The organism is Amycolatopsis sp. NPDC114505, from assembly GCF_055633615.1.
Genome location: NZ_JBVKDV010000002.1, coordinates 1,792,145 through 1,817,673, shown reverse-complemented (window position 1 = coordinate 1,817,673; position 25,529 = coordinate 1,792,145). Strand labels below are relative to the sequence as shown.

The window sequence follows — 25,529 nt, the reverse complement described above, 5'->3', positions numbered from 1 at the left end:
GGGGAAGGCGCCCTTCAGCCGGCCGCCAAGGCCCGCACCTCCGCCTCCCCCAGCGCCCGGCCGTACAGGCGGAAGTCCGCGACCGCGCCCTTCAGGTACGGGTGCTTGACGTTCTGGGAACGTCCCAGATAGTTCAGCTGGGTGGCGCCCAGCAGGAGCGGGCTCATCAAGGGCGCCGGGTTCGCCCCGGTCAGCTCGCCGCCGAAGTACAGCCGCAGCGCGGGTCCCGCCGTGACCGCCACGTGCGTCCACACCCCCGCCGGGAGCGCGATCGCCGCGTCCACGAAGTCCTCCGTCGCCATGCCGCCCAGCTTCATCGCGCAGCGGGCGACGCCAAGGCCCGTGCGCGGCGTCAGGAACAGGTACGACTGCGCGTTGAAGCCGAGGTCGAACACCCGCGCCGAGTTGACGATCGTGTCCGACCGGACCCACATCGACACCGTCAGCTCGGTCAGGTTCGCCGGCAACCCGGACGCCAGCCGCACGTGCCCACTGACGCCGTCGAGCTCGATGCCCCGCTCCCCCGCGACCGCGCCACCGGCGAGCACCGCGGCCGGCCAGCGGTGCGTCGACTCCGCCAGGTTCGCGCCGAGCGGGTACACCGCCACGGTCTTCGGCGCGGGCCGGTCCGGTGGGGCGGCGAGGTAGACGCTGTAGTGCTCGTGCTGCACGTCGAGGAACGGGCTCAGCCGCAGCCGCTCGGCCCCCGCCCGCACGCTGAACTCCACCCGTCCGGGCTCGCGGCGCAGCGTGCGCGGGTCGATCGTCGGGATGACCGGGGGCGTCGACGACCCGTGCCGGGCGGCCAGCACCAGCGGCCCGTACGTCAGCGCCGACACCGCGGGGTTGTCCGGCGCGGGCAGCCACTTCGGCGTCATCGGCAGGTGCAGCTCGACGACGTCGCCCCGGCGCCACCGCCGCCGGATCGTCGCGAAGCGTCCCGGTGTCGCGGCCACGGGGGCGTGGTTGACGGTCAGGCGCGGGTGGGCGACCCACGACGGGATCCGGACGCGCACGGCGAACGTACCGGAGCCGTCGACGCGCAGCCGGACCGTCTCGTCGTACGGGTATTCCGTCTCCAGCCGCACACGCGTGCCGCGAAAGTCCACAGTGGACGGGATGAACAGGTTGACGGACAGCGTGTCACCGTCGGCGAAGTAGATGTTCTCCGCGTACTTGACGTGCGTCTCCAGGCCGGTGCCGTGGTCGCAGGTGAAGTTGCCGTAGTCGCTGCTGTACGTGCCGGGGTCGGACGCGACCCCCTGCTTGCCCTGCCGCTGCGTCCCCGGCGTCAGCCCGGTGTAGTAGGTGACGAACCCGTGCGCCGAGTCCGGGTCCTGCTCGCCCAGCAGCTGGTTGAGCAGCGTCCACTCGTAGTGGTCGAGGTACTCGGTGCGGCTCGGGTCCTGCAGGAACAGCAGCCGGCCGAGCTTGAGCATGTTGTAGCTGTTGCAGTTCTCGCAGGTGTTCTCGCCGAGCTGGCTGACGATCTGGTCCGGCGGCCCGAAGAACTCGGCGTTGGCGTTGCCGCCGATGACGTAGCTGTGGTGGTGCACGACCTGGTCCCAGAAGTACGTCGCGATCGTGCGGTAGCGCTGCTCGCCCGTGACGTCGTACTCCGCGGCCGCGCCGACGATCTTCGCGATGTCGGTGTTGGCGTGGCGCCCGGCGAGGGTGTCCTGCCGCGCCGAGAGCGGCGTGAAGATCTCGTCGTGGTCGAAGCGGCGGGCCAGCGTGAGGTGCAGCGGGTCTTTCGTGATCGCGTACAGGTTGGCCAGTGCCTCGTTCATCCCGCCGAACTCGGTGTGCAGGACCTTCTGCATGGCGTCGTGGGACAGCGGTGCCGTGCGCCCGTCGATCCAGCGCGCGATGCCGCGGGCGACGTCGAGCGCTCCCGCGGTGCCGAGCAGCCGGTGCTGGTCGATCAGCCCGGCGAGGATCTTGTGGATCGTGTAGTACGGCGCCCACACGGACTTCCCGGCTTCGAGATTGACGAAGTCCGACTCCGGGAACGCCGACAGGTAGCCGGACGGCGCCTGGCACTTCGCCAGCTCGGCCACCAGCCGGGCGCCCTTCGCGGCCAGCTCGGCGTCCCCGGTGTTCGCGGCGGCGAGCGCCAAGCCGGACAGCAGGTGCCCGGTGGTGTGGCCGCGCAGCTGGATGTCCGGGGCTTCCCAGCCGCCACAGGGCTCGGCCGAGGTGGGCAGGCCGGCCGTCAGCCGGAAGGTGTGCAGCAGCCGGTCCAGGTCGACGAACTTGAGGTACGCCACGGTCCGGCGCATGTTCGCCAGGTACCGGCTCTCCAGCAGCCGGACCCCGCCGAGCGCGACGGGCTTCACCGAGACCTCCGGAGAAGCCGCTGCCTCCCAAGGGACCACTGCCGCCAAGCCGAGTGCCGCTCCGAGGCTGAGCGCGGTGCGCCGGGTGACCGTCATCGGATCTCCTCCTGCCGGTAGGGCACCAGGCGGACCGGGCCGACCAGGCCGTACGCCTGCCGTGCCGCGATCGCGAACACTTCGGGACGGCTCACCCGGAGCCGGTTGGTGAGCGTGGTGGCGACTTCCACCTCGATGCTGTTGCGCCCGGACCGCAGCCACGGCCCGACGTCGACGACCGTGTCGAGCACGTCGGACGGCGGCAGCGCGGTGCCGTTGACCCGCACGCGGTAGGTGTCGAACACCTCCCCGAGGTCCAGGTAGGCGCCGAGCCCGCGGTCCCAGCGGCCGAGGTCGACGGTGGTCCGGTAGCGCCCGACCCCCGAGACGTCCTCGAGTCCGGGAATCGACGGCCATGCCGCCAGCGCGGTCAGCGAAAGCCGCCGCTTCGGCTTGAGCGTGGACGTCGGCGTCGCACCCGGCTGCCAGTCTTCGACTTCGAGGTCCCAAGTGGACAAAGCGATCGGCGCGGGCGGGGCGGTCACCGGAGTGCGGGCGACCCGGCCGTTCGACAGGGTCGTCGAGTACGTGCCCGCGGCCGACGACCGCACGACGAGCTTGCCGTCGAGGTACCGCACCTCGGGCGCGTCCGTCGCCACCGCGCTCGGACCACGGTCGCCCCGGCCGAGCGCGATGATCACCGGCTGCCCCGGGTTCAGCGACACCGAGACGCGGATCTTGTTGCCGGAGCGGGAAAAGATACCCAGCCGTTCGGTCTCGCCGGTCCACGCGTCGAGCACGAACGGCTGCGCGTCGCGGCTCTGGGCGGTCAGCCACACGTCCTGCGTGACGGCGGTGATCTTGCGGTTCTCCGCGTGCCGAGCGTTGCAGAGGTAGTAGTAGTCGGTGTCGCCGTCGATGCGGTGCACGCTCATCACGGTCGACGGGTCGTGCTCCACATCGCGCGTGACACCCAGCTCGGCGAGGGCGGCCGGGATCCCGGTGGCGTCGGCGACCACCCGCACCGAAGGCAGCGCGACCAACGCCGTGACCAGAGCCCGCAACCGGTCGTTCTCTCCCGGCTGAGCGATGCCCTCGGCGTGGACATCGGCGGTCCAGGTGCCGATGACGACCGTCGGCAGGCCCGCCCGCGCGAAGTCCAGGAGCTTCTGGGCCGCGGACACCGACAGGGTGTGCTCGCTGCCGTGGAACTGGTCGCCGCCGAGGATCATCGCCTTGTACGCGGGCCCGTCCGGCGCCAGCCTGCCGTGCCGGACGACGGCGCTGGGCAGCTCCAGGACCGCTTCGCTGAGGAAGCCGTGGGTCCAGCCGGCGGGGATGCCGTCGTTGGTCGCCCACGGCGCGCCGATGCCGGTGGACGTCCAGCCCTTCTGGCGGAAGAACGCGATGTCGACCTGGGGCTTTCCGGTGCGCAGCACCAGCTGCGTGCGGGCGAACCAGCCGGCGATGTCCGGCACGTGGCCCCACGTCGGCTGCCGCGGTCCCCACGCCTCGGCGTACCCGATGCCGTTGCCGTTGTACGGGGAGAAGGCCGCGAACCCGGGCCACTGCGCGCCGGGTGCCATCGCGTAGGCGAAGCCGTGCAGGACGGCCTGGTTGACGCCGCCCGCGAAGACGCTGCCCATCGTCTGCAGCACCTTGTCCCAGGTGGTGTTGTACGCGCCGTTCGCATACGCCGCGGACTCGCACGACAGCAGCTTCCGCCCGCCCATGTCCCGGCCGGACGCGAGCACGCGGTAGTCGTCGAGGTTCTTGAACCCCAGCGACTCGCTCTCCGGCACGTCCAGCAGCGCCGCGCTGCGGATGGCGTCGGTCTGCAGGCCGTACGGCTGGACGCGCAGGGTCATGCCGAGGCGGTGCGCGAAGTCCCGGACCGGGATCAGGTGGTTCTCGTGGTAGAGGTCCGAGAGCACCTGGTTGTAGTCGTCGCGCACGTGGTTCGAGGTGTCGGAGTCGAACGCGAACAGGTACTTGCCTTTGCGCTGCACGACGACCGGCAGGTACGGCAGGAGGTCGTAGCCCGCGCGCTCGCGGAACTCGGCGAGGAACGCGGGTGTCCAGATGGTCGCGTCGGTCTCGATCTCCAGGGAGTCCTCGAACAGGTCGCCGCCGACATCCTTCAGCAGGCCGCGGATGGCGCGGGTGAGGATCGTCGAGTTCCACTCGTCCAGCACGACCTTCGTGCCCGCCGCGCTGAAGTGGTCGACGACGTAGGCGAGCGGCGTGGTGTGCGGGCCGGCTTCCGGCTGCTGCGCCGAGCCGCGGGCCCAGTACGCGAACAGCATCCACGTGCCCGCGGGCGCGGTCCAGTCGATCTGTCCGTTGTGGACGTCCACGGTCCGGACCGACGCCGGGTCCAGTGTCACCGTGGCGGCGGTCGGTGAACCGACCACCAAAGCGGCTTGGACGGCGATCAGGTCCTGCTTGCCCACCACGGATTCGGCGGGCACCACCGCGGCCGGCGGCGGTCCGCTGTAGCTGCCCTGGACCGTGACGACGCCGTGCGCCAGTTCCTTGCTCGCCGCGACGTCGTCGGGCGTGATGGTCGGGACCGCGGTGGGCCAGCACGGGCCCATCGCGAGGTCCACGGTCAGGCCACGCGCCTTGGCGCGCCGCAGCGCCGTCTCGACCGCGGCGAGCCACGCGGGTGTTCCCCAGCCGTGGTGCTCCGGATCCATCACGGTCTGGACGCTGTGGTGGACGTCCTGGATCTCGACACCGCCGAACCCGGCGTCGGCGATCTGGTCGACCTCGCGGGCGATCTCGCCGAGGTCGACCAAGCCGTGCGGCCACCACCAGCGGAACTTGGCGGCCGTGGATGCGTCCGGCTTCGCGAATTGGCGTGCGAAGGACTTCCCGGGCGAGGCGAGGGCGGGCGGCGCCCACGAGAGGGTCGCGCCCACGCCGAGCGCGGCACCGACGGTGAGGACCGTGCGTCTGCTGACTGTCATCGGGTGGCCTCCAGCCGGGCGGTGACGGCGGCCCGCGGGCGCAGCGCGACCGGGCCGGCGAGGCCCGACGGCAGGATCTTGTTGCGCTCGTTGGCCAGGGTGTTGGTGACGCGGACGCTGATCGTGTTGACGCCCGGGTGCAGCGCGGTCGTGGCGTCCACGGTGTACGGGTGCCAGAGCGCGGCGGGCAGCGCGGTGCCGTTCACCGTCGCCGTGGCGAGGTCGTGCACCTCGCCGAGGTCGAGCACGAGCGTGCGCTTCGCGAGGTCGGCGGCCGTGAGCGTCACCGTCGTGGTGTAGACGGCGCTGCCGGAGAACGTCGGCGCGAAGGTGGTCCAGGAGCCGAGCGGGCGTTCGGTGGCGACGGCGCCGTCCTGCTCCAGCCGGACGGTCCACGGCCCGTCCAGCGCGATCGGCGTCAGCGGATCGGTGACCTGCACCGTGCCGCGGTAGGTGCGGCCGTCCGCCTGGCCGGTGAGCGCGTACGTGCCGGGCGTCGTCGCGGTGACGGCGGCCTGGAGGTCCCGCCCGCTCGGCGAGACCGAGGTGGCGGGCAGGGTGCCGTCGGTGAGGTGCGCGGTGTCGCGGACGCCCTTGCGGAACACCACGCCGAGGGTCTCGTACGGCTGGAGCGTGATCGGGACGCCGGTGGTGGCCCGGCCGGCCGAGTACGCCGTGGCGACCTTCGCCGTGCCGGTGCGCGGATCCCAGATCTCCGGGGTGCCGTCGACCGGGAACGTCGCGGTGGTGGTCACGACCGCGACGCTCTCGTTGTTCAGCAGGAACGCGGTGTCCGCGCCGCGGCCGGTGCGTGCCACCCGGACGGCGTCGGCCGCGGGCTGCAGCCGGGCCGCCCCGACCCCGGCGTTCTGCGCCAGGCCCGCGATCGCGTTGACGTCGGAGACGAGGGTGACCGCGCCGGACAGGGTCCGCAGCTCTCGGGCCAGGTCGGCGTCGCGGCCGGTCGCCTCCCTCGTCGGCAGCGGACCGACCGCGATCAGGCGCCCGCCGCTCCGCACGAACTTCACCAGGGTGCGCGCGGTCTCGAGGTCGAGCACCGGCGTCCGCGGCAGCACCGCGAGCCGGTAGCTCGCCTCGCCGACCCGCAGGGTTCCCCCGCGGACCTGAGCTTGGAAGCGCGCGGCCGGGTCCCCGGACAGCGACGAGTCGCTCAGCAAGTCGAAGTCGACCTGCCCGCGTTCCAGCGCGTACGCCGTGTCGGAGAAGTCCTTGTCCAGCTGGTGACTCGCATCGGACATGCGGGTCTGCTCGGCGGCCCGCTGCGGCTGGACCAGGGCGGTCTTCGCGAGGTTCTCGCCCCGGCCCAGCTCCATCACGCGGCCGATCCACGCGTCGACGTCCGGCATGTCCTCCCAGAACGTGCTGCGCGGCCCGAACGGCGGCGCGAACGTCACCGACGTCTCGTCGGTGTACATCGCGTGCAGGAAGGTGAGGTTGACGCCGCGGGTGGCCAGCGCGCCGACGGTGGCGTGCATGTAGTCCGGCGCGACCTGCCAGCCCGCGTTGCCGAACGTCTCCATCAGCGTCCGCGGCGCGCCGCTCTGGTGCGCGGCCGAGGAAGCGTTGCGCCCCAGCGTGGTCTGCTGACCGGCGGTGTAGTCGGTGGTGATCATGTCGCTGCCGGGCACCTGCGCCCACTGGTTGTCCTTGGACAGGTCACCGGTCGAGTTCATCCGCTGCTGCGGGCTCTGCTCGTCGAGCAGCGGGTTGGAGATCAGCTTCAGGCCGTGCTGGGCCATCCAGTCGGCTTCGCGCTTGTAGTAGCTGGTCGAGAAGAGGTTGTCGACGGCTCGCCAGTACGTCCCGGCGGCCTGGTCGGCGACCGCGTCGAGGCCGTCCGCGGCCGCGGTGTAGGCGACGCCGGGGGTGCCGCCGGCCGCGCGGACCGCGTCGGCGAGCCCGGGCGAGGACGGCAGGCGCTTGAACGGGTGTGGCTGGGCGGAGGCGATGAACGGCTCGTCGTCCCAGAACCCGGGCACGACCGTGCCCATCGCCCACGGGAAGCGGCGCGCGTACTCCTGGGGCGCGATGCTCAGGAACGCGTCGGTCGCCTTCGGGTCGAGCAGGTCGAGGTAGCCGCGGACGTACCCGCTGGAGTCGTCACGCAGGAGGACCTGCGCGTAGACGTCGACTTGCCAGCGGCCCGCCGGCACCTGCCAGGTCGTGCCCTTGAGCTCGACGGCGTCGTTCGTGCCGACCGGCCGGGCGGCCGCCGCCGTCACGCCCGCCAGGGTGACGCGGTTCTGGGCGAAGTCCGCGAGCGCGGTGGCGTTGTCGAAGGTCGACGTCCACAGCTTGGTGCCGTCCGGGGCGGTCACGGTGAGGTCGTCCCACAGCGAGCGCTGCGTGCCTTCGGCCGACACCGCCGCGGCACCCGTCGGGTAGCTCGCGTCGGTGGCCGCGGGCTGCACCGTGTTGTTGATCTTCGGGGTGATCGTGTTCCCGGAGACCGTGAGGGTGATCGTCTGCACGTGGGTCGGGGTGAAGCCGGGTGTGTTGACGCCGGTGGTCAGCCGCGTCCGGTTCGCACCGTCCACTTTGTACACACTGGCCGCGCCCTTGGCGTCGACGTCCACGAGGTAGCCGTGGGTGCCGTCGGAGCGCACCGCCAGCTGGACGCCACCCGCGGTCAGCGTGACCTTGCCGCTCACGGTGTAGTCGCTCCAGCCGGCGCCGGGCGTGAGCGGTGCGGCGCCCGGCGCGGTGGCCGGGTCGACGACCAGCTTGCCGGTGTCCACGCTGAGCCCCGACGTCTCGGCGAGGGGCAGCGTCGTGGGCCCGTCGACGATCCGCGTCGAGCGCAGCAGGCCCTTCAGCCGCAGGTCGGGGCGGGCGGGGATGGTGCGGGTGCCGAGGGTGCCGCCGTTGACGACGTAGTTCGCGCCGCGGCCGCTCGGGAAGTTGTTGTCGTTGAACAGCCACATCTTCATGCCGGTGCGCTGCGCCTCGCGCAGCACGTGCCCGACGAGCGTGAACCAGTCCTCGCTGAGGAACACCGGCTTCATCGAGTCGCCGCCGAGCGGGAAGATCACCGCCTCGTACACGCCCTTGGCGCGCATCTCGGCCATCTGCCTGTCGGTGATGTCACTGGTGATCGTGTTGTTCCAGTACCAGTAGATCGCCGGGCGGCTGTCCTTCGGCGGGTTCGCGAAGGCGGCCGGGTCGAAGTGGGCGAGCGTGGTCGTTTCGGCCGGGCCCCGGTCGTGGCCGGCGGCCGCCGGGGTCGTCAGGCTCACGGCGGTCGCCGCCGCGAGCACGAGGGACGTCACTGTCCTGCGCATGGGATTTCCCTTCAGCCGCGCGGAATGGGTTGCCGGAAGGTGTGGGTGCCCGAGCCGACGGGGAAGACCTCGTCACCCCGCGGCAGGTGCACTTCGGCGGTGCTGCCCGGCGGGACCGTGACGGTCAGCCGGTACTCGCGGTCGGACTTCGTCCACGCCGTGCTGACGCGGCCGTTCGGGGTCTCGTAGCTGCCGGACGCCGACGTCAGGTCGCCGACCACGGCCGGGTCGATCACGAGGTCCCGGAAGCCCGCGGAGCTCGCCGCCTGCCCGATGCCGGTCAGCCGCGTGGTGAGCCAGCCGTCCATCGCGCCGAGCATGAAGTGGTCCTGCGACTGGCCGCTGCCGCCGTCCCAGGTCTCCCCCAGCGCGGTCAGCCCGGCCACCACCTGGTGGCCCAGGCTGGGGCTGGTGGTCTGCGTGGCGATCCGGTAGACGACGTCGTCGCGGCCGGAGGCCGACAGCACCCGCAGCACCGACGGGAACGAGATCTCCCCCATCACCAGGTGCCAGCCGGCGGCCTCGATCGTGTCGACCAGGTGCTGCGTCTGGCCGGCCCGCAGGTCGGCGGGCACCGCGCCCATGTCGAGCGCGAGGGCCGTCGCGCCCTGACCGCCGCCGCCGAACAGGCCGGTGGCGGGGTTGTAGTACTTGGCCCACACGGCTTTCGCGAGCGCGTCGGCCTGGGCGCGGTAGGCCGAGGCGTCCTGGCCGAGCACCGTCGCGACCTTCGCGAGCCCGTCCTCGACCGCCCAGACGCCGAAGCTGCTGGGGATCGCGCGCGGCATCGCCGGGGACTCGGTGGTGATCCAGTCGCCGAGGCCGTAGTCGTAGACGCCGTCGACCCACCGCGCGGTCTGCCCCCGCAGGTACGCGAAGTAGCGCTGCATCGCCGGGTAGTACTGGCTCAGGAGTTCCTTGTCGCCGTAGGTCTGGTACGCCTTCAGCGGCACCTGGACCAGCGCGCCGCCCCAGTTCGGGTCGTCGCGGTAGGAGCCGGCGAGCGTCACGTGGTCCGGCACGGTGCTGGGCACCAGGCCGCTCGTCTCCTGGCCGTCGGCCATGTCCCCGACGATCTTGCCGAGGTAGGCCTCGACGTCGTAGTTGCGCGCGATCGCGTCGAACGCGAGGTGGTCCTGCTCCAGCCAGCCGAGCTTCTCGCGGCTCGGGCAGTCGGTGAGGATGCTCTGCATGTTGTTCTCGACCGCGGCGCGGGTGAGCCGGTGGATGCCGTCGAGGGTGGCGTCGGAGGAGTCGAAGTCGCCGGCGGAGTCGTTGTCCGCCATCGTGCGCAGGCCGGCGACCGCGAGCTGCGCGTCCTCCGGGACGCCGACGACCTCGAGGTAGCGGAAGCCGTGGTAGCCGAAGTCGGGGTGCCAGGTCTGCTTCCCGCCCTTGCTCGTGAAGCTGTCCCAGATCGGCGTCCCGACGTTGCTGATGGACTGGTCGACGTGCCCGTCGCGCAACGCTTCGGCGGGATAGATCCGCACGGACGTGCCCTTCGGCGCGGTGAGCGTCACCTGCGGCAGGCCGGCGATGGTGCGGCCGACGTCGTAGACGCGCACGCCGGGTGCCGGACGTGAGATTTCCTTGCCGGGCAGCTGTTCCACGACCCGGACGGGCTCACTCCGGCGAGATGTCAGCTTCGCCGGGCTCGACGCGGGCACCACCGGCGACCAGCTCCGGCGGTCGGCACCGGGCTTGTCCCAGCCCGGGATCTCGCGGCGGGCGTCGTAGTCCTCGCCGCCGTACCACTGGGAGACGGTGGTGGCGCCCAGCGTGGTGCGCCAGCTCGCGTCGGTGGCGATCCGCTGCACGGTACCGTCCGCCAGCGTCACCTCCAGCTGCGCGATGACCTGCGGATCGCTCGCCGTGCGCGCGAACTTGCGGTAGCGGCCGGAGGTGTGCAGCGCGTCCGCGGTGCCGTTGCCGACCGCGATGCCGATCGTGTTCGCCCCGCCCCGGACCTGGTTCGTGACGTCGTAAGCGGCGTAGGTGACCCGGTCGGCGTAGTCGCTGTCGCCGGGCTCCAGCACGGCGTCGCCGACGCGGTTCCCGTTGAGGCTGGGTACGTAGACGCCGAGGCCGCTGACGTACAGGCGGGCGCTCGCGACGCGGCCGTGCACCGAGAAGTCCTTGGCGAACACCGGCAACGCGGGCGGCAGCCAGGTGGCGGGCGTCGGCTGGTCCGTCACGGTTTTGGCGACGGTGAACGGCCCGGCGGCGGCGGTCGCGGTCTGCACGGTGTAGTCGACGGGGAAGTTCGCGGTCCGGCCGTCGGCGGTGAGGGTGTCGGTGCGCGGGTACAGCACGACCTGGTCGAAGGTGTGCGCGGCGCCGAGATCGACGGTGAGCCAGACGTCGGCGTCCGCACTCGTGTGCGCCGCGCTCTGGTAACCGGCGTTGCCGGCGTCCTCGGGGTTGGACGTCGTGAGGCCGTCGGCGACCAGGCCGGGCTCCCACTCCTTGCGCACGGTCTGGGTTTCCGAGGCGGTGACGTACTTCTGGCGGCCGTCGGCGAAGTTGACGCCGGGGTCCGCCGAGGCGCGCACCTGCAGTTCGGCCAGCTGCAGCCGGTGGGTCAGGTCGGGGAAGCGGCGGGTGTCGCCGGTGGTGACCATGCGGTTCTGGCTGTCGAGCGGCTGCTCGGCCAGGGGCAGGCCCAGCTTGGTGACGTCGAGCTTCACGAACTGCGCGGTCTGCGCGGGCAGGGAGACGACCACGGGCTGGGCGGGTTTGGCGCCGAGCTGCCACTGGCTGTTCGTGACCCACCCGGCCGACCAGTCCTTCGGTGCGGTCAGCCCGGTTTCGAACCAGGTCGGCCGGCTCCAGGCCGAGGGCGAGTTCCCGGCCCAGACCCGGACCCGCCAGTAGACGCGTTGACGGTTGCCGATCGCGCGGCCGGCGTAGTCGAGATCGGACGTGGGGCCGGCGACGCGGCCGGTGTCCCAGAGGTCGGGGCGCGCCAGCCGCGCTTCCGAGGTGGCGGCCTGGACTTCGTAGGCGGTCTGGTCGCGGGCGGTGGTCCGCCAGCTCAGCTCGGGGGTGGTGTCGTCCGTCCCCAGTGGCCGGTCGAGGTGGTTCGCGCGGAGGTCGGTGGCGGCGAAGTCGCGGCTGCCGGCATCGGCTGCGGCGGGCGTGGCGGTGCCGAGGACGAGCAACGGGACGAGGGCGAGGAGACGGCGGGATCGGTGGCGCACGGCAGCTCCTGGGACGGCCGGTGGGGACGGCCTGGATTCGACGGTGAATCGTTTCAAGTGAGCGTGAACATTGAGCGGCATCAACGAGGAGGAACGGATCTGGATTCAGCCGGGACAACGCGGTCTCAGCGGGGCACGCGCTCTCGAACTGGCGGGTAACAACGCTGCCGATCGAAATGGGAGAGCAGAAGGGACTCGGGGCCCAGCCTCTGTCGCTGCATCGCGATCTCCGTATTGAAAGGTTTCATAAGCCCGACGCCGAGACGCTACCTTGCGGCCGAAGAGGAAGTCAATGACGAGCGGACCCGCGCGGCGACGGGTTCGGGGTGACGCTTCATCCGGCGTCCACCGCGATCTCCACGAACTGGCGCAGGAGCGCCTCGTGGACGTGCGGGAGGAACACCAGCGTCACCGGGCTCGGCGGGGCGCCGCGCAGCGGGATGAACCGCACCGCCGGGTGGATGTTGCGCCGCATCGCCACCTCCGGCCCGACGCCGATCCCCCGGTCCGCCGCGACGCTCTCGATCCACTCGTCGAAGTTCGCCGTCTCCACGATCGTCTTCGGGCGCTCCTCCGGCGGCCACGACCACGGGCCGGTCGTGCCGCTCACGATGTTCACCACCAGCGGCCACCGCGGCACCTCGTGCCAGTCCAGCTCCGCCCGGCCGGCCAGCGCCGACCGCACCGAACACGCCGCGACCCTGGCCTCGTCGAACAGGTGCACCACGCGCAGCGCGGACGACCGCACCGGCCCGCGCACCACGGCGAGCTCGACCTTGCCCTGCTGCAGCGCGGCGAGCGGGTCGTCGGTGCGCACCAGGTCGACGGTCCGCCCGGTCTCCCGCTCGAACCGCGTGACCGTCCGCTGCGCCCACGGGTCCGGCAGCAGCCAGCTGAACCCCAGCCGGACGCTCGACTCCCGGCGGACGGCGCCGAACCCGCGTGCCAGCTCCGCGAAGGCCCGTTCGACGTGGGCCAGCAGGGTCGCCCCCGCGGCCGTCAGCTCGACGTGCCGGGTGTCGCGGTCGAACAGCGTCACGCCCAAGGCGTCCTCGAGCTGCCGGACCGTGCGGCTCAGCGCGGGCTGGGTGATCGCGAGGTCGGCCGCCGCCCCGGTGAACGACCGCAGCCGCGCCACCGCTTCGAAGGCGCGCAGGTGCCGCAGCTCCACCCGGCCGAACGACCACTCGCTCATGCCTGAGCAGCATAGCTGCAGCCCAGCAGGCATTTCCCCGCCGGCCGCGCGCTGCCTAGCCTCGATTTCATGCACACCACGCTGGACGCGCTCGGTCTCTCGGCGCCGATCCTCGCCGCGCCGATGGCGGGCGGCCCGACGACACCCCGGCTCGTCACGGCCGCGGCGTCGGCCGGTGGGGCCGGGCTGCTGGCCGGCGGTTACCAGACGCCCGAGGCGCTCGCGCGGCAGATCTCCGAGGTGCGCGCCGCGGCCGTCCCGTTCGGGGTGAACCTGTTCGCGCCGAACCCGGTGCCGATCGACGCCGCCACCTACGCCGCCTACGCCCGGACGCTGCGGCCCGAGGCCGACCGCTACGACCTCGACCTGGCCGGCATCCCCCGCACCGAGGACGACGACGGCTGGCGCGACAAGATCGACCTGCTGCTCGACGCGCCGGTCCCGGTGGTCACCTTCACCTTCGGCCTCCCGGAGCCGGCGGTGCGCGAGGCGCTCCGCCGGGCGGGCACGCTCGTCGGCCAGACGGTCACCTCGCCCGACGAAGCACGTCGCGCCGCCGACGCCGACTTCCTCGTCGTGCAGGCGTCCGCGGCCGGCGGGCATTCGGGCACGCTCACCCCCGGCTGGACGCCCGCGGACATCCCGGTCACCGACCTCCTCCGCGCCGTCGCCCGGGTGAGCGCGCTCCCCCTCGTCGCGGCCGGCGGGATCGCGACCGCCGACGCGGTGGCCGGCGCGCTCCGGGCCGGCGCCGAGGCCGTGCTGGTCGGCACCGTGCTCCTGCGCTCCGACGAGAGCGGCGCGTCGAAGACGCACCAGGCCGCGCTCGCGGATCCTCCCGGCGCGCACCGGACCGTCGTCACCCGCGCGTTCACCGGCCGGCCCGCCCGCGCGCTGGCCAACGCCTTCACCGGCCGCTACGACCGGCTCGCGCCGGCCGGCTACCCGGCGATCCACCACCTCACCCGGCCGCTGCGTCAGGCGGCCGCCGCCGCGGGCGACGCGGACCGGCTCCACCTGTGGGCGGGCACCGGGTTCCGGCACGCCTCCGCCGAACCCGCGGCGCGCATCCTCGGCCGGCTCGTCGCGAACCTCTGAACCAGGAAGGCATGCCGATGATCGAACTCGTCGACTACCAGTTCGGCCCGCAGGCGCGGGCGCGGCTGGACGAGGCACGCGAGCTGAGCCGGGCCGGCGCGGTCGCGGCGCTGGAAAGCTTCTACCACGCCCTCAACCGCCGCGACCTCGACGTGCTGTCCGCCGTGTGGTCCCAGGACGAGCTGGCCCAGCTGAACAACCCGGTGGGCGGCATCCTCCGGTCCGGCGCGGCGGTCACCGGCCTCTACCGCCGCATCTTCGCCGGCGACCTCGGCCTGACGGTCACGTTCGCCGACGCCGTCACCTACTGGTGGGCGGACGCGGTCGTGTTCGCCGGCCGCGAGCTCGGCCAGTACCACGACCGCGACGGCGCCACGGTCCCGCTGACGATCCGGACCTCCCGCGTGTTCGGGTACGACCGCGAGGCCGGCCGCTGGCTGCAGGTCCACCACCACGGCAGCATCGACCACCCGGAGGAGCTCGCCGCGTATCAGAACGCCGTGCGCGGCTAAAACCCCTACGGTCACGGGGAAACCGCGCCGAGCAGGCCGGTGCCGGGGTGGCAGCCGACGTACTCGAAGTACTGCTCGCCGGCCGCCGCCACCGTCACCTCGTGGTAGAGGCGCAACCGGGCCGCGGGACCGAGCGTGGACAGGTACTTCATCGCCTGGCCGAAGATCGCCTTGTGGGTCGGGTGGTCCTTCGCCCACCGGTCGAGGTCGGCGAGGCTGCGCCACCAGCTCATCCCGAAGCTCTTGTCGAGCGGGCTCCCGCCGGCGTCGACCACCCGGAGGTACCGGTTGGCGTAGCAGCCGATCGCGCGCCCGTGGTCGCGCAGGAAGTCCATGCCCGCGCGCAGGACCGGTTCGACCTCGTCGAGGTACATCCGGCGTTCGTCGCCGTCGGTGTCGGACCAGTCCTGGCCCGAGCGGATGAGGCACAGGTTGTGCCGGCCCCGCACCACCCGGCGCACGCCGTCGTCGACGATCGCGGGCGGCTCGCCGGGATCGAGCCGGTCGTACTGGCCGATCGGGAGGCGGTCCCGGGCGCCGCCCCAGTACGCGTGCTCGCGGACCTCTCCGCTGAGGGTGTCCGCCAGGTGCGCGGCGCCCTCGATCCGGTCGTTCGAGAACAGCGTCTCGAACCGGGCCGTCGACGGACGCACGACTTCGACGAAGAACCCGTTGCCGCGCAACCACAGTGGCCGGGCGGCGGCGAACCAGCGGTCGTGCCGGGCGGGGTCGGTCCAGTAGGCGATGGTGACGACGGTCCGGTAACCGGCCTCGTCGACGTACGCGGCCCGATCGACCTGACCGGGTCCGTCCGCGTCCGCGCAGGCCGCGTCGAGGTCGGCCAGCGCGGCCGTGGGTTCGTTCCCGGGGCGGTACTGCACGCCGAAGTAGGCCATCGCCACCTGCGTCACCGAAGGCGCGAACCGGGCGACGAAGGACGGGTAGGGCGGCTGCCAGTCCGGACGGGGCCCGGGCGCCGCCGTCCGGTCGGCCACCAGGTGCGCGGGGATCGCCGATTCCACGGGTTCAGCCGACCGGCGCGAATTCGGGGGCGGCGGGCTGCGCCTCCGCGGGTGTCTCGACGACCGCGGGCGCGGGGTTGCGGTTGACGAGCAGCCGCAGCACGTCGGGGCGGGAGTAGTGGCCGACCGGGTCCGCGGCCGACTTGGCGATCGCGATCAGGTCCGGGTCGAGGTCGCCGTAGAGGATGCCTTCCTCCGTCTCGGGCAGCGGTTCGGCGAGCGGCGTGCCCTCGGGGCCGTAGATGCGGGCGAACCCGCCGCCCGGCAGGAGCAGCTGCCGCTTCAGGTCGGTGTCGCAGAACAGCTCGAGCGCGGCCGGCCCGACCACACCGCAGGGGGCGACGACGAACGTCCCGCCCTCGACGGCGTACATCAGGCTGGCGGCCGTGTTGACCTCCGGTCCCAGCGCCCGCGCGGCACCGCGGTAGACGGAGAAGGCGGGCCAGGCCGCGACGTGGATTTCCTCGCCCTGGCTGTACATCGCGTACTTGGTCAGCGGTTGCAGGTGTTCCCAGCAGTTCAGCGCGCCGAGGCGGCCGAGCGCGGTGTCGTGGACCTGCAGGTCGCTCCCGTCGCCCTCGCCGAACACCGCGCGCTCGACGTGGGTCGGCTTGAGCTTGCGCCGCACGGAGATGAGCTCACCGGTGTCGGCGACGAACGCTTGCGCCATGTAGAGGCTGCCGCCGGCGCGTTCGCTGAAGCCGAAGACGACGTGGATCCGGTGCTCGGCGGCGGCCCGGCGGACGCGGTCCATCTCGGCGCCGTCGCGGGTCATCGAGTGCGCGGCGTACCGCGGGACGAACGCCATCCCGGCGGCGGGCGAGTCGAGCCAGATCCACCACGGGTAGCCGGGGAGGAAGGTCTCGGGGAACGTCACGAGCCGGGCCCCGCCCGCGGCGGCCGCCCCGATCAGGCCGACGACCTTGTCGACACCGGCGGCCAGATCCAGCCAGGCCGACTCGGCCTGGACGGCCGCCACACGCACGGTTTCCTGCATTGCCGGGCTCCTTCGCTGGGGGGGTTCCCAGAGTGCGCCCGGGCTGTGGTGTCCGGCTGACCGATCGTGCCGGGGTTTGTGACCCGGCGTGCCACTCACGGCACTCGCCCGGCACCCGACCGGCGACCGACCACGCCACCGTCACTTAGCCTGCGCGCCCCCGCGGCGGTACTCCCCCGGCGACTTACCGCTCACCGCGCGGAAAGCGCGGTGAAACCCAGACTCACTGTCGAATCCGCACGCCGCGGCGATGGATCCGATCGGCCGTCCGGGGTCGGCGACGAGGAGGGCCTGGGCCTGCTCGATCCGCATCCGGCGCAGCCGTGCGGCGATCCCCTCGTCGCCGGCGATGCGGTACAGCGTGCGGCGCGAGACGCGGCATGCGCGGGCGACCGCCTCCGCGTCCAGTCCGGGGTCGGCGAGGTTGCGGCGCAGGAAGGCCAGCACGCGCTCCCGTGCCACCGCTTCCGCGGCCTGCGGGCCCGGCCGGGCGTCGCCGGCGAACGACGCCGTCGCCGAGAGCAGGCCGAGCGCGTGCGGGAGCAGCACCGCGGACTGGTCCGGCGCCGACCGGGCCGTCTCCGCCAGCGACGTGAAGAAGGTCGAGACGACGGCGCCCGGGGTGCCGCGGCCGCACGCCCGCGCGGTCAGCCCGCGGGTGTCGCGCACCGCCAGCTCCCGCTTCGGGACCTGGACGACGAGCTGGTGGAACGGGTCGTCGAAGTGCAGGGTGTAGGGCCGGGTGCTGTCGTAGAACGCCAGGTCACCGGGCGAAAGCAGCGCCGCCCGGCCGTCCTGTTCGACGCGGCCCCGCCCGCGCACCTGGATGCTCGCGAGCAGGTACTCCTCGTCGCCGCGCGCGACCAGCGACCGGGTGCGCCGCACGTGCTGGCCGCCGGCCACGACGGTCGACAGCTCGAGATCCCCGACCGGGACGTGCTCGATCCGGCCGCTGAACCCGGCGCCGGGCACCGGCTCGGCCACCAGCCGGACGAACGTCGCGCAGATCATCTCCCGCCAGTAGGCGAACGCCTCCTGCGCCGACACCATCGAGGTCGTCAGCTCGGCGTAGGCACCTCTGTCCAAAGTGGCGGACACGCACTGAGTATCACCAGGTCACGGGGGCGCTGTCCAGCGGTCGCGCATGGGTCTCCATCGAACTCCTCCGGTCGTCGCGGCAGCTCGTCGACGTCCACGGTCGCAGCACGACGGCCGGCGCTCCATCGCTCGCGGAGTGACGGAACCGGCCCGGGGCCTCATCATGGACCGGTGCGCTCCGACGACGACTCGGGTAGACCGCCCCGGCTCCGGGTCGACGCCGAGACGACGCTGATCCTGCGCGAGGCGTTCCACAAGATCGACGCGAACTACCGCAACGACCACTACGGCCTCTACGACTACGCCCGCGCCGTGATGAGCAAGATCGTTCCCCTGGACCACTTCTACATCGGGTTCTTCCACGGCGCGAACCGCGTCCGCTACCCCTACGGCTACGACGGCGGCATGTACACCGACCCCGCGTCGCACATCTACGGGCCGCACGGCCAGGCGGCCTGGCTCCTCAAGCACCGCCAGACCTACCGGATGCAGTACGACAACGGCGCCGCACTCAACGCCGGCGTCGCTTCCGGGGACACGAGCCGCGCTTCCGCCGACGCCGTCACCACTCCGCTGTTCCGCCGCGGCCGTGACGGCGAACCGGTGTTCGGCATGATGTCCATGCAGAGCTACGAACCCGGCGTCTTCGACGACAACGCGGTGCGCGCCTTCGAATGGCTGGCCGATCTGGTGGCCCGCGTGCTGACGACCGAAGCCGAAGACGTCGACGCGCTCCGCCGCCTGCCGGCCGACGTCGACGACGCGCCGCCGCTGGTCACCGCCGACCACATCGTCGAGCTCCTCTCCTCCCGCGTGGCGGACGTCCGGCAGCGGGCCCAGGACGCCCTCGCGCTCCCCGACGCGGGTGCGCTGCGCGAGGCCCTGCAACGCATCGTCACCGACTGCCAGCAGCTCCAGTCGGACCTCGTCGAGCTCACCCTCGACATCGACAACGGCCCCGAGGAACGCTTCCGCTCGCTCACCGCCGCCGAGCAGGGGGTCGCGGTGCTCCTCGCGAGCGACCTGCGCAACGAGCAGATCGCCGGCGAGCTGGGCATCAGCCTCAACACCGTCAAGACGCACGTCCGCGGCATCCTGGCCAAGTACGGGATGAGCGGACGCGCCGGGGTGGCCGAGGACGTCCGGAAGCACCTCGCCCGGTGACCGGTCAGGCCGCCGGGCGCACCCGGGCGACGAGACCGCGCACGGTGGCGAGGGTTTCGCCGGGGTGGTCGAGGTGCACGCTGTGCGTCGCACCCGGCCAGCACACGACCTCACCGCCGAACGCGGCCGCGAGCCTGGTGTGGCCACGCCGCATCGCGGTGCCCGGCTCGCGGTCCGCGGTCACCACCACCGACGGCACGCGCGGCAGGTCGGCTTCGCGCAGGCCGCGGGACAGTTCGGTGATGCCCGTGACCGCCCGGGCCAGCACCGGGAGGTCGAGGTCCGCCATCCGCAGGTAGGCGGCCTCGCAGTCCGGCCGCAGCCCCTGGCGTCGCGCGGATCGGACGATCGAGGCGCGGACGAGCCGGGGAACCACCGAGCGGATCCCGGGCAAGGCCGCGACCGTCCCGAGGGCGCGCGTCATGCGTTCCAGCCCCGCGCAGGTGCGCGCGTCGTTGATCACCGTCGGGTCGAGCAGGACGAGACCCGCGACCTGGTCCGGGTGGTCGCGGGCCAGCAGCACGCCCACGGCACCGCCGAGGCTCTGCCCGACGACGACCACCGGACCGCACCCCAGCCGCGTGATCAGACCGCTTAGGTGCTCGGCGGCGCCGGCGAGCGTCCCGTCTGCGGCGGTGCCGGTGCCGGGCCGGTCGTGCACGATCACCCGGCACCCCGGATCGGCGACGAGCCCTTCGACGAGGCCCGGGAAGAAGCCCTCACACGCTTCGGCACCGCCGGGCAGCAACAGCACCGGCGGCCCCGATTCGCCGTGCACCCGGACCCCGTCGATTTCCATGCGCGCTCCTCGCCACCTACGTCGTCCCGCGGATTGTTGCACAATCTGAGGGCAGACCGTAGGCCAATGACTCACGCGCAGCCGGCGGAATCGGCGTCGAGCACCGGGTCCGTCGCCGGTCGGCCGCTGAACGGGACCGTGTCGTGGACACTCAAGGCGCCGTCGCGCAGGGTGTAGACGGTGCGAGTGCCCGAGTACGTGAACTGGTCGACCGGGCGGCCGACGTCGTCGCTCTCCGCCGCGACGATCGCGAAGGCACGGCCTCCGTCGAGCGGCGTGCACTGGTAACCCAGGTGAGCGGCGACGCCCCCACCCTCGGCGACGGAGAACGGCTGGTCGTCGGCCCCGACGACCTGACCGAGGTTGCGTCCGTCGAAGTGCAGCACCGAGAAGAACGTCGTGTTCGCGCCGATCGACCGGGCGACGAGCAGCTCGGCCCGGCCGTCCCCGTTGAGGTCGGCCACGCGCGGCGCCTGGATCCCGAACCGACTGTCGGCCGGCAGGTGGATCGACGTGTACGTCCCGTCGACCGTGGCCGAGATCAGCTGGTCACTCTCCCCGACCAGGTGGACGTTGACGGTCTCGATCTCCCCGTCGCCGTTCAGGTCGGCGACCGCGGTGACCGGGTCCGCGGCGGCCATCGCCGGCGCGGCGACGGCCAGCCCCAGGGCCGCGGCCAGGCCGGTGATGGTGGCGGTGCGGACGATTCCGGTGCGGTTCATGAGATCTCCCTCCCATTCGGTGATCTTTTCACCGAACGTGCTCCCATGAAGAAAGACGACCACGATCACGACGCGTGCAGCGGGAGTGCGATGTGCCACCCGAACGCAACCGCGTCAGCCTTGGCGGGCCGGGCGGATGGTCAGGTCCCCGATCTCGACGTCGTCGGGCTGGTCGATCGCGAACGCGATCGCCCTCGCCACCGCCTCGGGGTCGATGCCGAGCTCGGCCATCGTGCGCTGGGCCTGCTCGCGCACGGCCGGGTCGTCGACGGCGTGGTCGATGAGCTCGGTGCGGACGTAGCCGGGCGAGATCGACGTCGTCCGCGGGACGCCGTCGGTGCTCTCCTGCCGCAACCCCTCCAGGAGCGTGCGGACCGCGTTCTTCGTCCCCGCGTACACCGCCTGAGTCGGGACGATCTTCAGGCCGGAGGTCGAAACGACGGTGACCAGGTGCCCGCTGCCCTGCCGGCGGAACACCGGGAGCGCCGCGGCGATGCCGTGCAGGATGCCCTTGACGTTCACGTCGACCATCGCCGACCAGCCTTCGACGTCCAGGTCGGCGACCGTGCTGATCCGGCTGACCCCGGCGTTGCCCACCAGGACGTCCAGCCAGCCGAAGCGCTCGACGGCCGTGGCGACGAGCGCGTGGAGGTCGCCGGGGTCGGTGACGTCCACGCGTACGGCGGCCGCCCTTCCGCCGCCGGCTTCGATCTCGGCGACGAGCCGGTCCAGGCGATCGGTGCGCCGGGCCCCGAGGACGACGGCCGCGCCGTGCGAGGCGAGGTGACGGGCGGTCGCCGCACCGATGCCGCTGCTGGCACCGGTGATGGCGACGACCTTGCCGTGAATGGTCACGATTGATTCCCCGATCGAAGTGGACATGTGTCCGATTAGCTTAGTGGACACATGTCCGCTTCTGTCAAGCGCGCTCCGCCGAGCCCGCGTTCAGGGCTGGTAGGTGCAGAAGGCGCCGACGCTGTTGTGCTGCTCGACGACGGTCTTGCCGTCGACGGTGATCTTGCAGGTGTTGTCCTTGGCGCCCAGCTTGAAGTCGACCGGGGTGACGGAGACCGTGGTGAACGCCAGGTCGTCCATCGACAGGGTCTGGCTCCAGGTCTTGCCCTTCTCCAGGACGTCCTGCGAGTTCGCGGTGAACCCGCTGTTCCACTGCACGTTCGACTTCGCCGCCGTCGTGACCTCGAGGACGATGGTGTGCTTGGCCGACGCCGCCGCGCTCGGGGCCGCCGCGGCGGGCGCGGATCCCGCGTCCGCGACCGCGGCCGGCGCCGCCGCGGCGGGCAGGCCGTTCGCGGTGTCGTTGACGGCCTTGCCGAAGGCAGCCGCCCAGACGACGCAGATGACCAGGCCGAGCACCGAAAGCACGACCGCGGCGATGGCCAGCCCCTTGTTGCTCGCCTGGCCGCGGTTCGCGCGCAGCGTCCCGACGATGCCGAAGACGAGCCCGAGGATCACCATCGGCCACGCGATGACGCCGATGATCGGGATGAACGCGAAGATCAGGCCGACCAGGCCGAGGACGAACCCGGCGGTGCCGAGGCCGTTCTTGTATCGGACCGGAGCGGACAGGGGTGGCACGGGCGACATCGGGGCGTAGGACACGGTTGCCTCTTTCAGTGCAGCGGCGGCAGGACCGAATGCGGTCACGCTCTGCGCCATCCGTCGTCACGCGGGCTTCGCGCGTAACAGGGCCCGGAAGCCACTCCCGGTAACGAACGAGACTCGGTCACGTCGGCCCTCGATCATTTCCGCAGTTGAACGCGGTTGGCGACTGACTCACTGCCGTTACCCAGGGTGAGAAATTGAAGCTCTGAGTTCACTCGTACGGATTACATGAGCGGACTCGGGAGACATCTCGCGTCAGGCCGTAACGGATCACCCGTCCGGTCGATATCCCGATCGTGTCCGGATCATCCGGACCTTCACGAGGGGTCTTCACATCATGCTTCGTCACCACCTGGGAGCACTCATCGCCGGCGGGGCCGTCGCGGCCCTGATCTGCACCGGCTGCTCGAGCACCGCCGGGACGCCGTCGCCGGCCGCCGGCTCGTCCACCGGCGCCCCGACTTCCGCCAGCGTCGCGGCCGCCTCGCTCGACGGCGCGAAGGCCGGCTCGGCCGTCGCCGCCGCCGCGAAGCAGGCCAAGTCCGTCCACGTCCGCGGCACGGTCACCGAGGGGAATGTCAACCTCGACCTGCAGCTCAACCCGGACAGCGCCAGCGGCACCGTGGTGCAGGACGGGCTCGAGATCCCGGTCCTGCGCGTCGGGGACAAGTACTTCTTCCGGTTCAGCCAGTCGCTGATCGACAAGGCCGGGATCCCGGCGTCGGTGGGCAAGCTGCTCAAGGACAAGTGGGTGCCTTCGACGTCGCAGATCGGCGCGGGGATCGGCGAGTCGTTCAAGCAGTTCCTCGACTACAAGACCTTCACCGACAACACCGTCGGCCAGCTGGACTCGGAGCCGTTCAAGGCCGGCGGGGAGACCACCACCGGCGGCGTCCCGGCGCTGACGTTCACCAGCGCCGACGGCACCGCGACGGTCGCCGCCGCCGAGCCGCACTACCTGCTGCGCATGCAGGAGGCCAAGAGCGGCACGCTGGAGTTCTCCGACTGGGACAAGCCGACCACGGTCACCGCTCCCCCGGCGTCGGAGATCTACTCGGGTCCCGGCGCCTGACCGAGGGCCGGCGTGATGTCCATGTGGACGCGGTAGTCGGTCACGCGGTCGCCCGCCAGCCGCATCACCGTCACGCACGGGAGGGCCAGCTGTTCGCCGTCCGGAGCCGCCGTTTCGATCGTGAAGCGGCAGAACAGCTGGTCCTCCCCCACTTCCGCGACCTGGTCGACGACGTGGCGGACCCACGGCAACACGCCCGCCGCGCCGGCCGTCGCCGCGGTGATCGCCGCGCGGCCGGTCAGCGGCTCGTCGTTCGCGAACACGTACGTCGCGTCGTCGGCGAACCACGCGGCGAACGCCGGAGCGTCGCCCGCGTCGACCGCCGCGCACATCGCGCGGACCATCCGCTCACGGCTCACTTCCGCAGTTCCAGCCCGTAGCGGGTCATCACTTCCGCGACGAGCTTCATGTCCCGGCCGGGCGGCAGCCGGGACAGCTCCCGGTAGTAGTTCTCCAGCCCGGGCGGCGAAACCACCGCGATGACGCGGGTCTCCTCGTCGAACGGGTTGCGGAACACGTGCGGCACCCCGCGCGGCATCAGCAGCGAGTCGCCCTGGCCGAGGACGTGCCGCTCGCCGTCGAGCTCCACCTCGACGCGGCCCTGGACGCACGTGAACAGCTCGTCCTCGCGGGTGTGGACGTGGGTCGGCGGCCCGCCGAGGCCCGGCGGCACGACGTACTCGAACAGCGAGTACGCGCCGTTCGTGTCGGCGCCGGTCAGGCGGGCGTGGATGCCGAGCCCGATCGCGCCGAGGTTGGTGCCGTCGCCGGGGTGGATGACGTGGTGGCCGGTCGCGGTGCTCATCGGAACTCCTTTGCTACAGCGGGCTTTTCGCGGGTTCGGGGGCGTCCTTCAGCCGGGTCAGCACGGCCGGCGTGAGCGAGCGGTAGGCCGCGGGGACCACCGGGTTCAGCCAGTGCGTGAAGCGGGTGAAGCGGCCGATCTGCACGCCGAGGTCGCCGAGCACCTCGTCGACGTTGTGGATGGAGAACGGGATGATCTTGGTGCCGCGGCAGTGGTGCGCGCCGGTCGCGGTGTCCAGGAAGGCGAGCTGTGCGACGACGTCCGCGCGCCGGGCCGCCTCGTCGGGCAGAGTGAGCGCGCCCGCGAGGTCGGCCGCGATCCACACCGCCGCCATCTCGGCGTTGAGCGGGCTGAAGAACGACGAGTTGTACCCGTTGAAGTAAAGACCCGGTGCGTCCAGGGGCTGGATCTGCCGGTACAGCAGGAAGTTCCCGCGCTCGTCGAAGAGTCCCTTGTGGATGGTCTCGGGCAGGAACGGGACGCCCTGGGTGAACCCGGTCGCGCAGACGACCAGGTCGGCCGGCAGCACCGTGCCGTCGGCCAGCTCGGCCTTTGGGCCGTCGGCGGAGGCGAACAGCCGCGTGATCACCTGGTCGCGGCGGACGCGGATCGAGCCGTCGGCCACGCCTTCGAAGAACCCCTCGGTGGCCAGGCCGATCGCGTTCTTGACGATGTCCTCCATCCGCCCGCGCGGCACGAGGTCGTGCTTCGCGAGCCCGAACTGCCGCACCGACACGCTGCCGATGGAGTTCAGCATCGAGCGTCGCAGCCGGTTTCCCGGGCCGTGCAGGAACTTCTCGAACCCGCGCAGCCACCGGTAGCGGAACAGCGCCTCCCCCAGCCGGGTCAGCAGGAGCATCTTGAAGTTGAGCACGCCCGCGATCTTGCGCGGGACCTTCCACAGCAGCTGGCGGGCGATGACGTCGGTCGTCCCGGCGACGTCGCTGATCGCCACGGTCACGTCGCACGCGGACTTGCCGTACCCGACGACGAGCACGTGCTTGCCCCGCGCGTCTTCGACGTCGTGGAAGTCCGAGCCGGCCAGCAGCCGGCCGCCCGCCGCCTCGAACTCCGCGCGTCCCGGGTAGTCCGGCAGCGCCGGCTCGCAGAACACGCCGTTGGCGACGACGACGCGGTCGACCACCGAGGCCCCCTGCGCCCCGGTGGTCACCGCCCACCGCGCACCGTCGGGGACCACCGACTCGACGGTGGTCCCGAGCCGCAGGTGAGGCGTGACGCCGAACTCGTCGGCGTAGCCGGCGAGGTACTCCTGGATCTGGGCGCCGGTCGGCCACTCCGGGAAGTGCTTCGGCATCGGGAAGTCCGAAAAGGAGTACTGGGCCTTGGGGCTCTGCGTGGTCAGCCCCGGGTAGCGCCGGATCCGGCTCCACACCCCGCCGACGTCCGGGGCCTTGTCGAAGACCTCGACGTCGTGCCCGGCCTGCAGCAGCACCTTGGCCGTGGTCAGCCCGGCCAGTCCGGCCCCGATGATCGCGACGCGCATGCCTGGTCCTCCTCGTCGAGGCATTCGTTGTGCGCCACAGCGTGGATCAGCCGCGGGCCGCGACCCAAC

General features: G+C 72.1%; 19 protein-coding genes. 4 read left to right on the top strand and 15 right to left on the bottom strand.

What is annotated here, in order from left to right; translation table 11 throughout:
• Positions 1–14 precede the first annotated feature (14 nt).
• The 5 genes from ACZ7OU_RS26425 to ACZ7OU_RS26405 all read right to left on the bottom strand — a co-directional run bounded on the left by ACZ7OU_RS26425 (position 15) and on the right by ACZ7OU_RS26405 (position 13,044).
• Positions 15–2,435 (bottom strand): beta-L-arabinofuranosidase domain-containing protein, encoded by a 2,421-nt coding sequence (locus tag ACZ7OU_RS26425; protein ID WP_470257150.1) that lies wholly within the window; start codon positions 2,433–2,435, stop codon positions 15–17.
• Complete coding sequence (locus ACZ7OU_RS26420; RefSeq protein WP_470257149.1) at positions 2,432–5,347, bottom strand: glycosyl hydrolase; 2,916 nt, start codon at positions 5,345–5,347, stop codon at positions 2,432–2,434. The genes ACZ7OU_RS26425 and ACZ7OU_RS26420 overlap by 4 nt, the downstream gene beginning before the upstream one ends.
• The gene (locus tag ACZ7OU_RS26415) at positions 5,344–8,649 is read right to left on the bottom strand and encodes a glycosylhydrolase-like jelly roll fold domain-containing protein (protein ID WP_470257148.1); all 3,306 of its coding nucleotides are present in this window, start codon (positions 8,647–8,649) and stop codon (positions 5,344–5,346) included. Before ACZ7OU_RS26415 ends, ACZ7OU_RS26420 begins: the two co-directional genes overlap by 4 nt.
• Before the next feature lie 11 nt (positions 8,650–8,660).
• Positions 8,661–11,849: a family 78 glycoside hydrolase catalytic domain gene (locus ACZ7OU_RS26410; protein ID WP_470257147.1), complete on the bottom strand. Its 3,189-nt coding sequence runs from the start codon at positions 11,847–11,849 to the stop codon at positions 8,661–8,663.
• Positions 11,850–12,183: 334 nt separating this feature from the next.
• A complete protein-coding gene (locus ACZ7OU_RS26405) occupies positions 12,184–13,044 on the bottom strand; it encodes a LysR family transcriptional regulator (protein ID WP_470257146.1) in 861 nt (286 codons plus the stop codon).
• 69 nt (positions 13,045–13,113) lie between these two features.
• Here ACZ7OU_RS26405 and ACZ7OU_RS26400 point away from each other — a divergent pair, with 69 nt between their 5' ends.
• Entirely contained in the window at positions 13,114–14,142 is a 1,029-nt protein-coding gene (locus ACZ7OU_RS26400) for a nitronate monooxygenase (RefSeq protein ID WP_470257145.1), read from the top strand.
• A gap of 11 nt (positions 14,143–14,153) precedes the next feature.
• Positions 14,154–14,654: a YybH family protein gene (locus ACZ7OU_RS26395; RefSeq protein ID WP_470257144.1), complete on the top strand. Its 501-nt coding sequence runs from the start codon at positions 14,154–14,156 to the stop codon at positions 14,652–14,654.
• 11 nt (positions 14,655–14,665) lie between these two features.
• Here the strand turns inward: ACZ7OU_RS26395 and ACZ7OU_RS26390 are convergent, their stop codons facing one another.
• From ACZ7OU_RS26390 to ACZ7OU_RS26380, 3 genes are all read right to left on the bottom strand, one after another.
• On the bottom strand, positions 14,666–15,676 hold the full coding sequence (locus ACZ7OU_RS26390) for a phenylacetaldoxime dehydratase family protein (protein WP_470257143.1): 1,011 nt from the start codon (positions 15,674–15,676) through the stop codon (positions 14,666–14,668).
• A 4-nt stretch (positions 15,677–15,680) separates the two neighbouring features.
• Entirely contained in the window at positions 15,681–16,673 is a 993-nt protein-coding gene (locus tag ACZ7OU_RS26385) for a carbon-nitrogen hydrolase family protein (RefSeq protein WP_470237412.1), read from the bottom strand.
• 141 nt (positions 16,674–16,814) lie between these two features.
• Positions 16,815–17,771, bottom strand: a complete 957-nt coding sequence (locus ACZ7OU_RS26380) for an AraC-like ligand-binding domain-containing protein (RefSeq protein ID WP_470257142.1) — start codon at positions 17,769–17,771, stop codon at positions 16,815–16,817.
• Between the two features lie 171 nt (positions 17,772–17,942).
• Between ACZ7OU_RS26380 and ACZ7OU_RS26375 the strand changes: the two genes are divergently transcribed.
• Positions 17,943–18,935: a LuxR C-terminal-related transcriptional regulator gene (locus tag ACZ7OU_RS26375; protein ID WP_470257141.1), complete on the top strand. Its 993-nt coding sequence runs from the start codon at positions 17,943–17,945 to the stop codon at positions 18,933–18,935.
• A 4-nt stretch (positions 18,936–18,939) separates the two neighbouring features.
• Here the strand turns inward: ACZ7OU_RS26375 and ACZ7OU_RS26370 are convergent, their stop codons facing one another.
• The 4 genes from ACZ7OU_RS26370 to ACZ7OU_RS26355 form a co-directional block, all read right to left on the bottom strand.
• Positions 18,940–19,734, bottom strand: coding sequence for an alpha/beta fold hydrolase (locus ACZ7OU_RS26370; RefSeq protein WP_470257140.1), 795 nt, complete (start codon positions 19,732–19,734; stop codon positions 18,940–18,942).
• A 71-nt stretch (positions 19,735–19,805) separates the two neighbouring features.
• Complete coding sequence (locus tag ACZ7OU_RS26365; RefSeq protein ID WP_470257139.1) at positions 19,806–20,456, bottom strand: FG-GAP-like repeat-containing protein; 651 nt, start codon at positions 20,454–20,456, stop codon at positions 19,806–19,808.
• Positions 20,457–20,570: 114 nt separating this feature from the next.
• The gene (locus ACZ7OU_RS26360) at positions 20,571–21,338 is read right to left on the bottom strand and encodes an SDR family oxidoreductase (RefSeq protein ID WP_470257138.1); all 768 of its coding nucleotides are present in this window, start codon (positions 21,336–21,338) and stop codon (positions 20,571–20,573) included.
• Positions 21,339–21,401: 63 nt separating this feature from the next.
• Positions 21,402–22,076: a DUF4190 domain-containing protein gene (locus ACZ7OU_RS26355; RefSeq protein WP_470257137.1), complete on the bottom strand. Its 675-nt coding sequence runs from the start codon at positions 22,074–22,076 to the stop codon at positions 21,402–21,404.
• 340 nt (positions 22,077–22,416) lie between these two features.
• Here ACZ7OU_RS26355 and ACZ7OU_RS26350 point away from each other — a divergent pair, with 340 nt between their 5' ends.
• A complete protein-coding gene (locus ACZ7OU_RS26350; RefSeq protein ID WP_470257136.1) occupies positions 22,417–23,151 on the top strand; it encodes a hypothetical protein in 735 nt (244 codons plus the stop codon).
• Here the strand turns inward: ACZ7OU_RS26350 and ACZ7OU_RS26345 are convergent.
• From ACZ7OU_RS26345 to ACZ7OU_RS26335, 3 genes are read right to left on the bottom strand one after another with little or no spacing between them, the layout of a single operon-like run.
• A complete protein-coding gene (locus tag ACZ7OU_RS26345) occupies positions 23,130–23,510 on the bottom strand; it encodes an SgcJ/EcaC family oxidoreductase (protein WP_470257135.1) in 381 nt (126 codons plus the stop codon). The two genes, ACZ7OU_RS26350 and ACZ7OU_RS26345, sit on opposite strands and share 22 nt — an antisense overlap.
• Positions 23,507–23,956 carry a cupin domain-containing protein gene (locus ACZ7OU_RS26340; RefSeq protein ID WP_470257134.1) on the bottom strand — a complete coding sequence of 150 codons (450 nt, stop codon included), beginning with the start codon at positions 23,954–23,956 and terminating at the stop codon, positions 23,507–23,509. Before ACZ7OU_RS26340 ends, ACZ7OU_RS26345 begins: the two co-directional genes overlap by 4 nt.
• Before the next feature lie 13 nt (positions 23,957–23,969).
• Positions 23,970–25,460: a flavin-containing monooxygenase gene (locus ACZ7OU_RS26335; RefSeq protein WP_470257133.1), complete on the bottom strand. Its 1,491-nt coding sequence runs from the start codon at positions 25,458–25,460 to the stop codon at positions 23,970–23,972.
• Between the last annotated feature and the right edge of the window lie 69 nt (positions 25,461–25,529).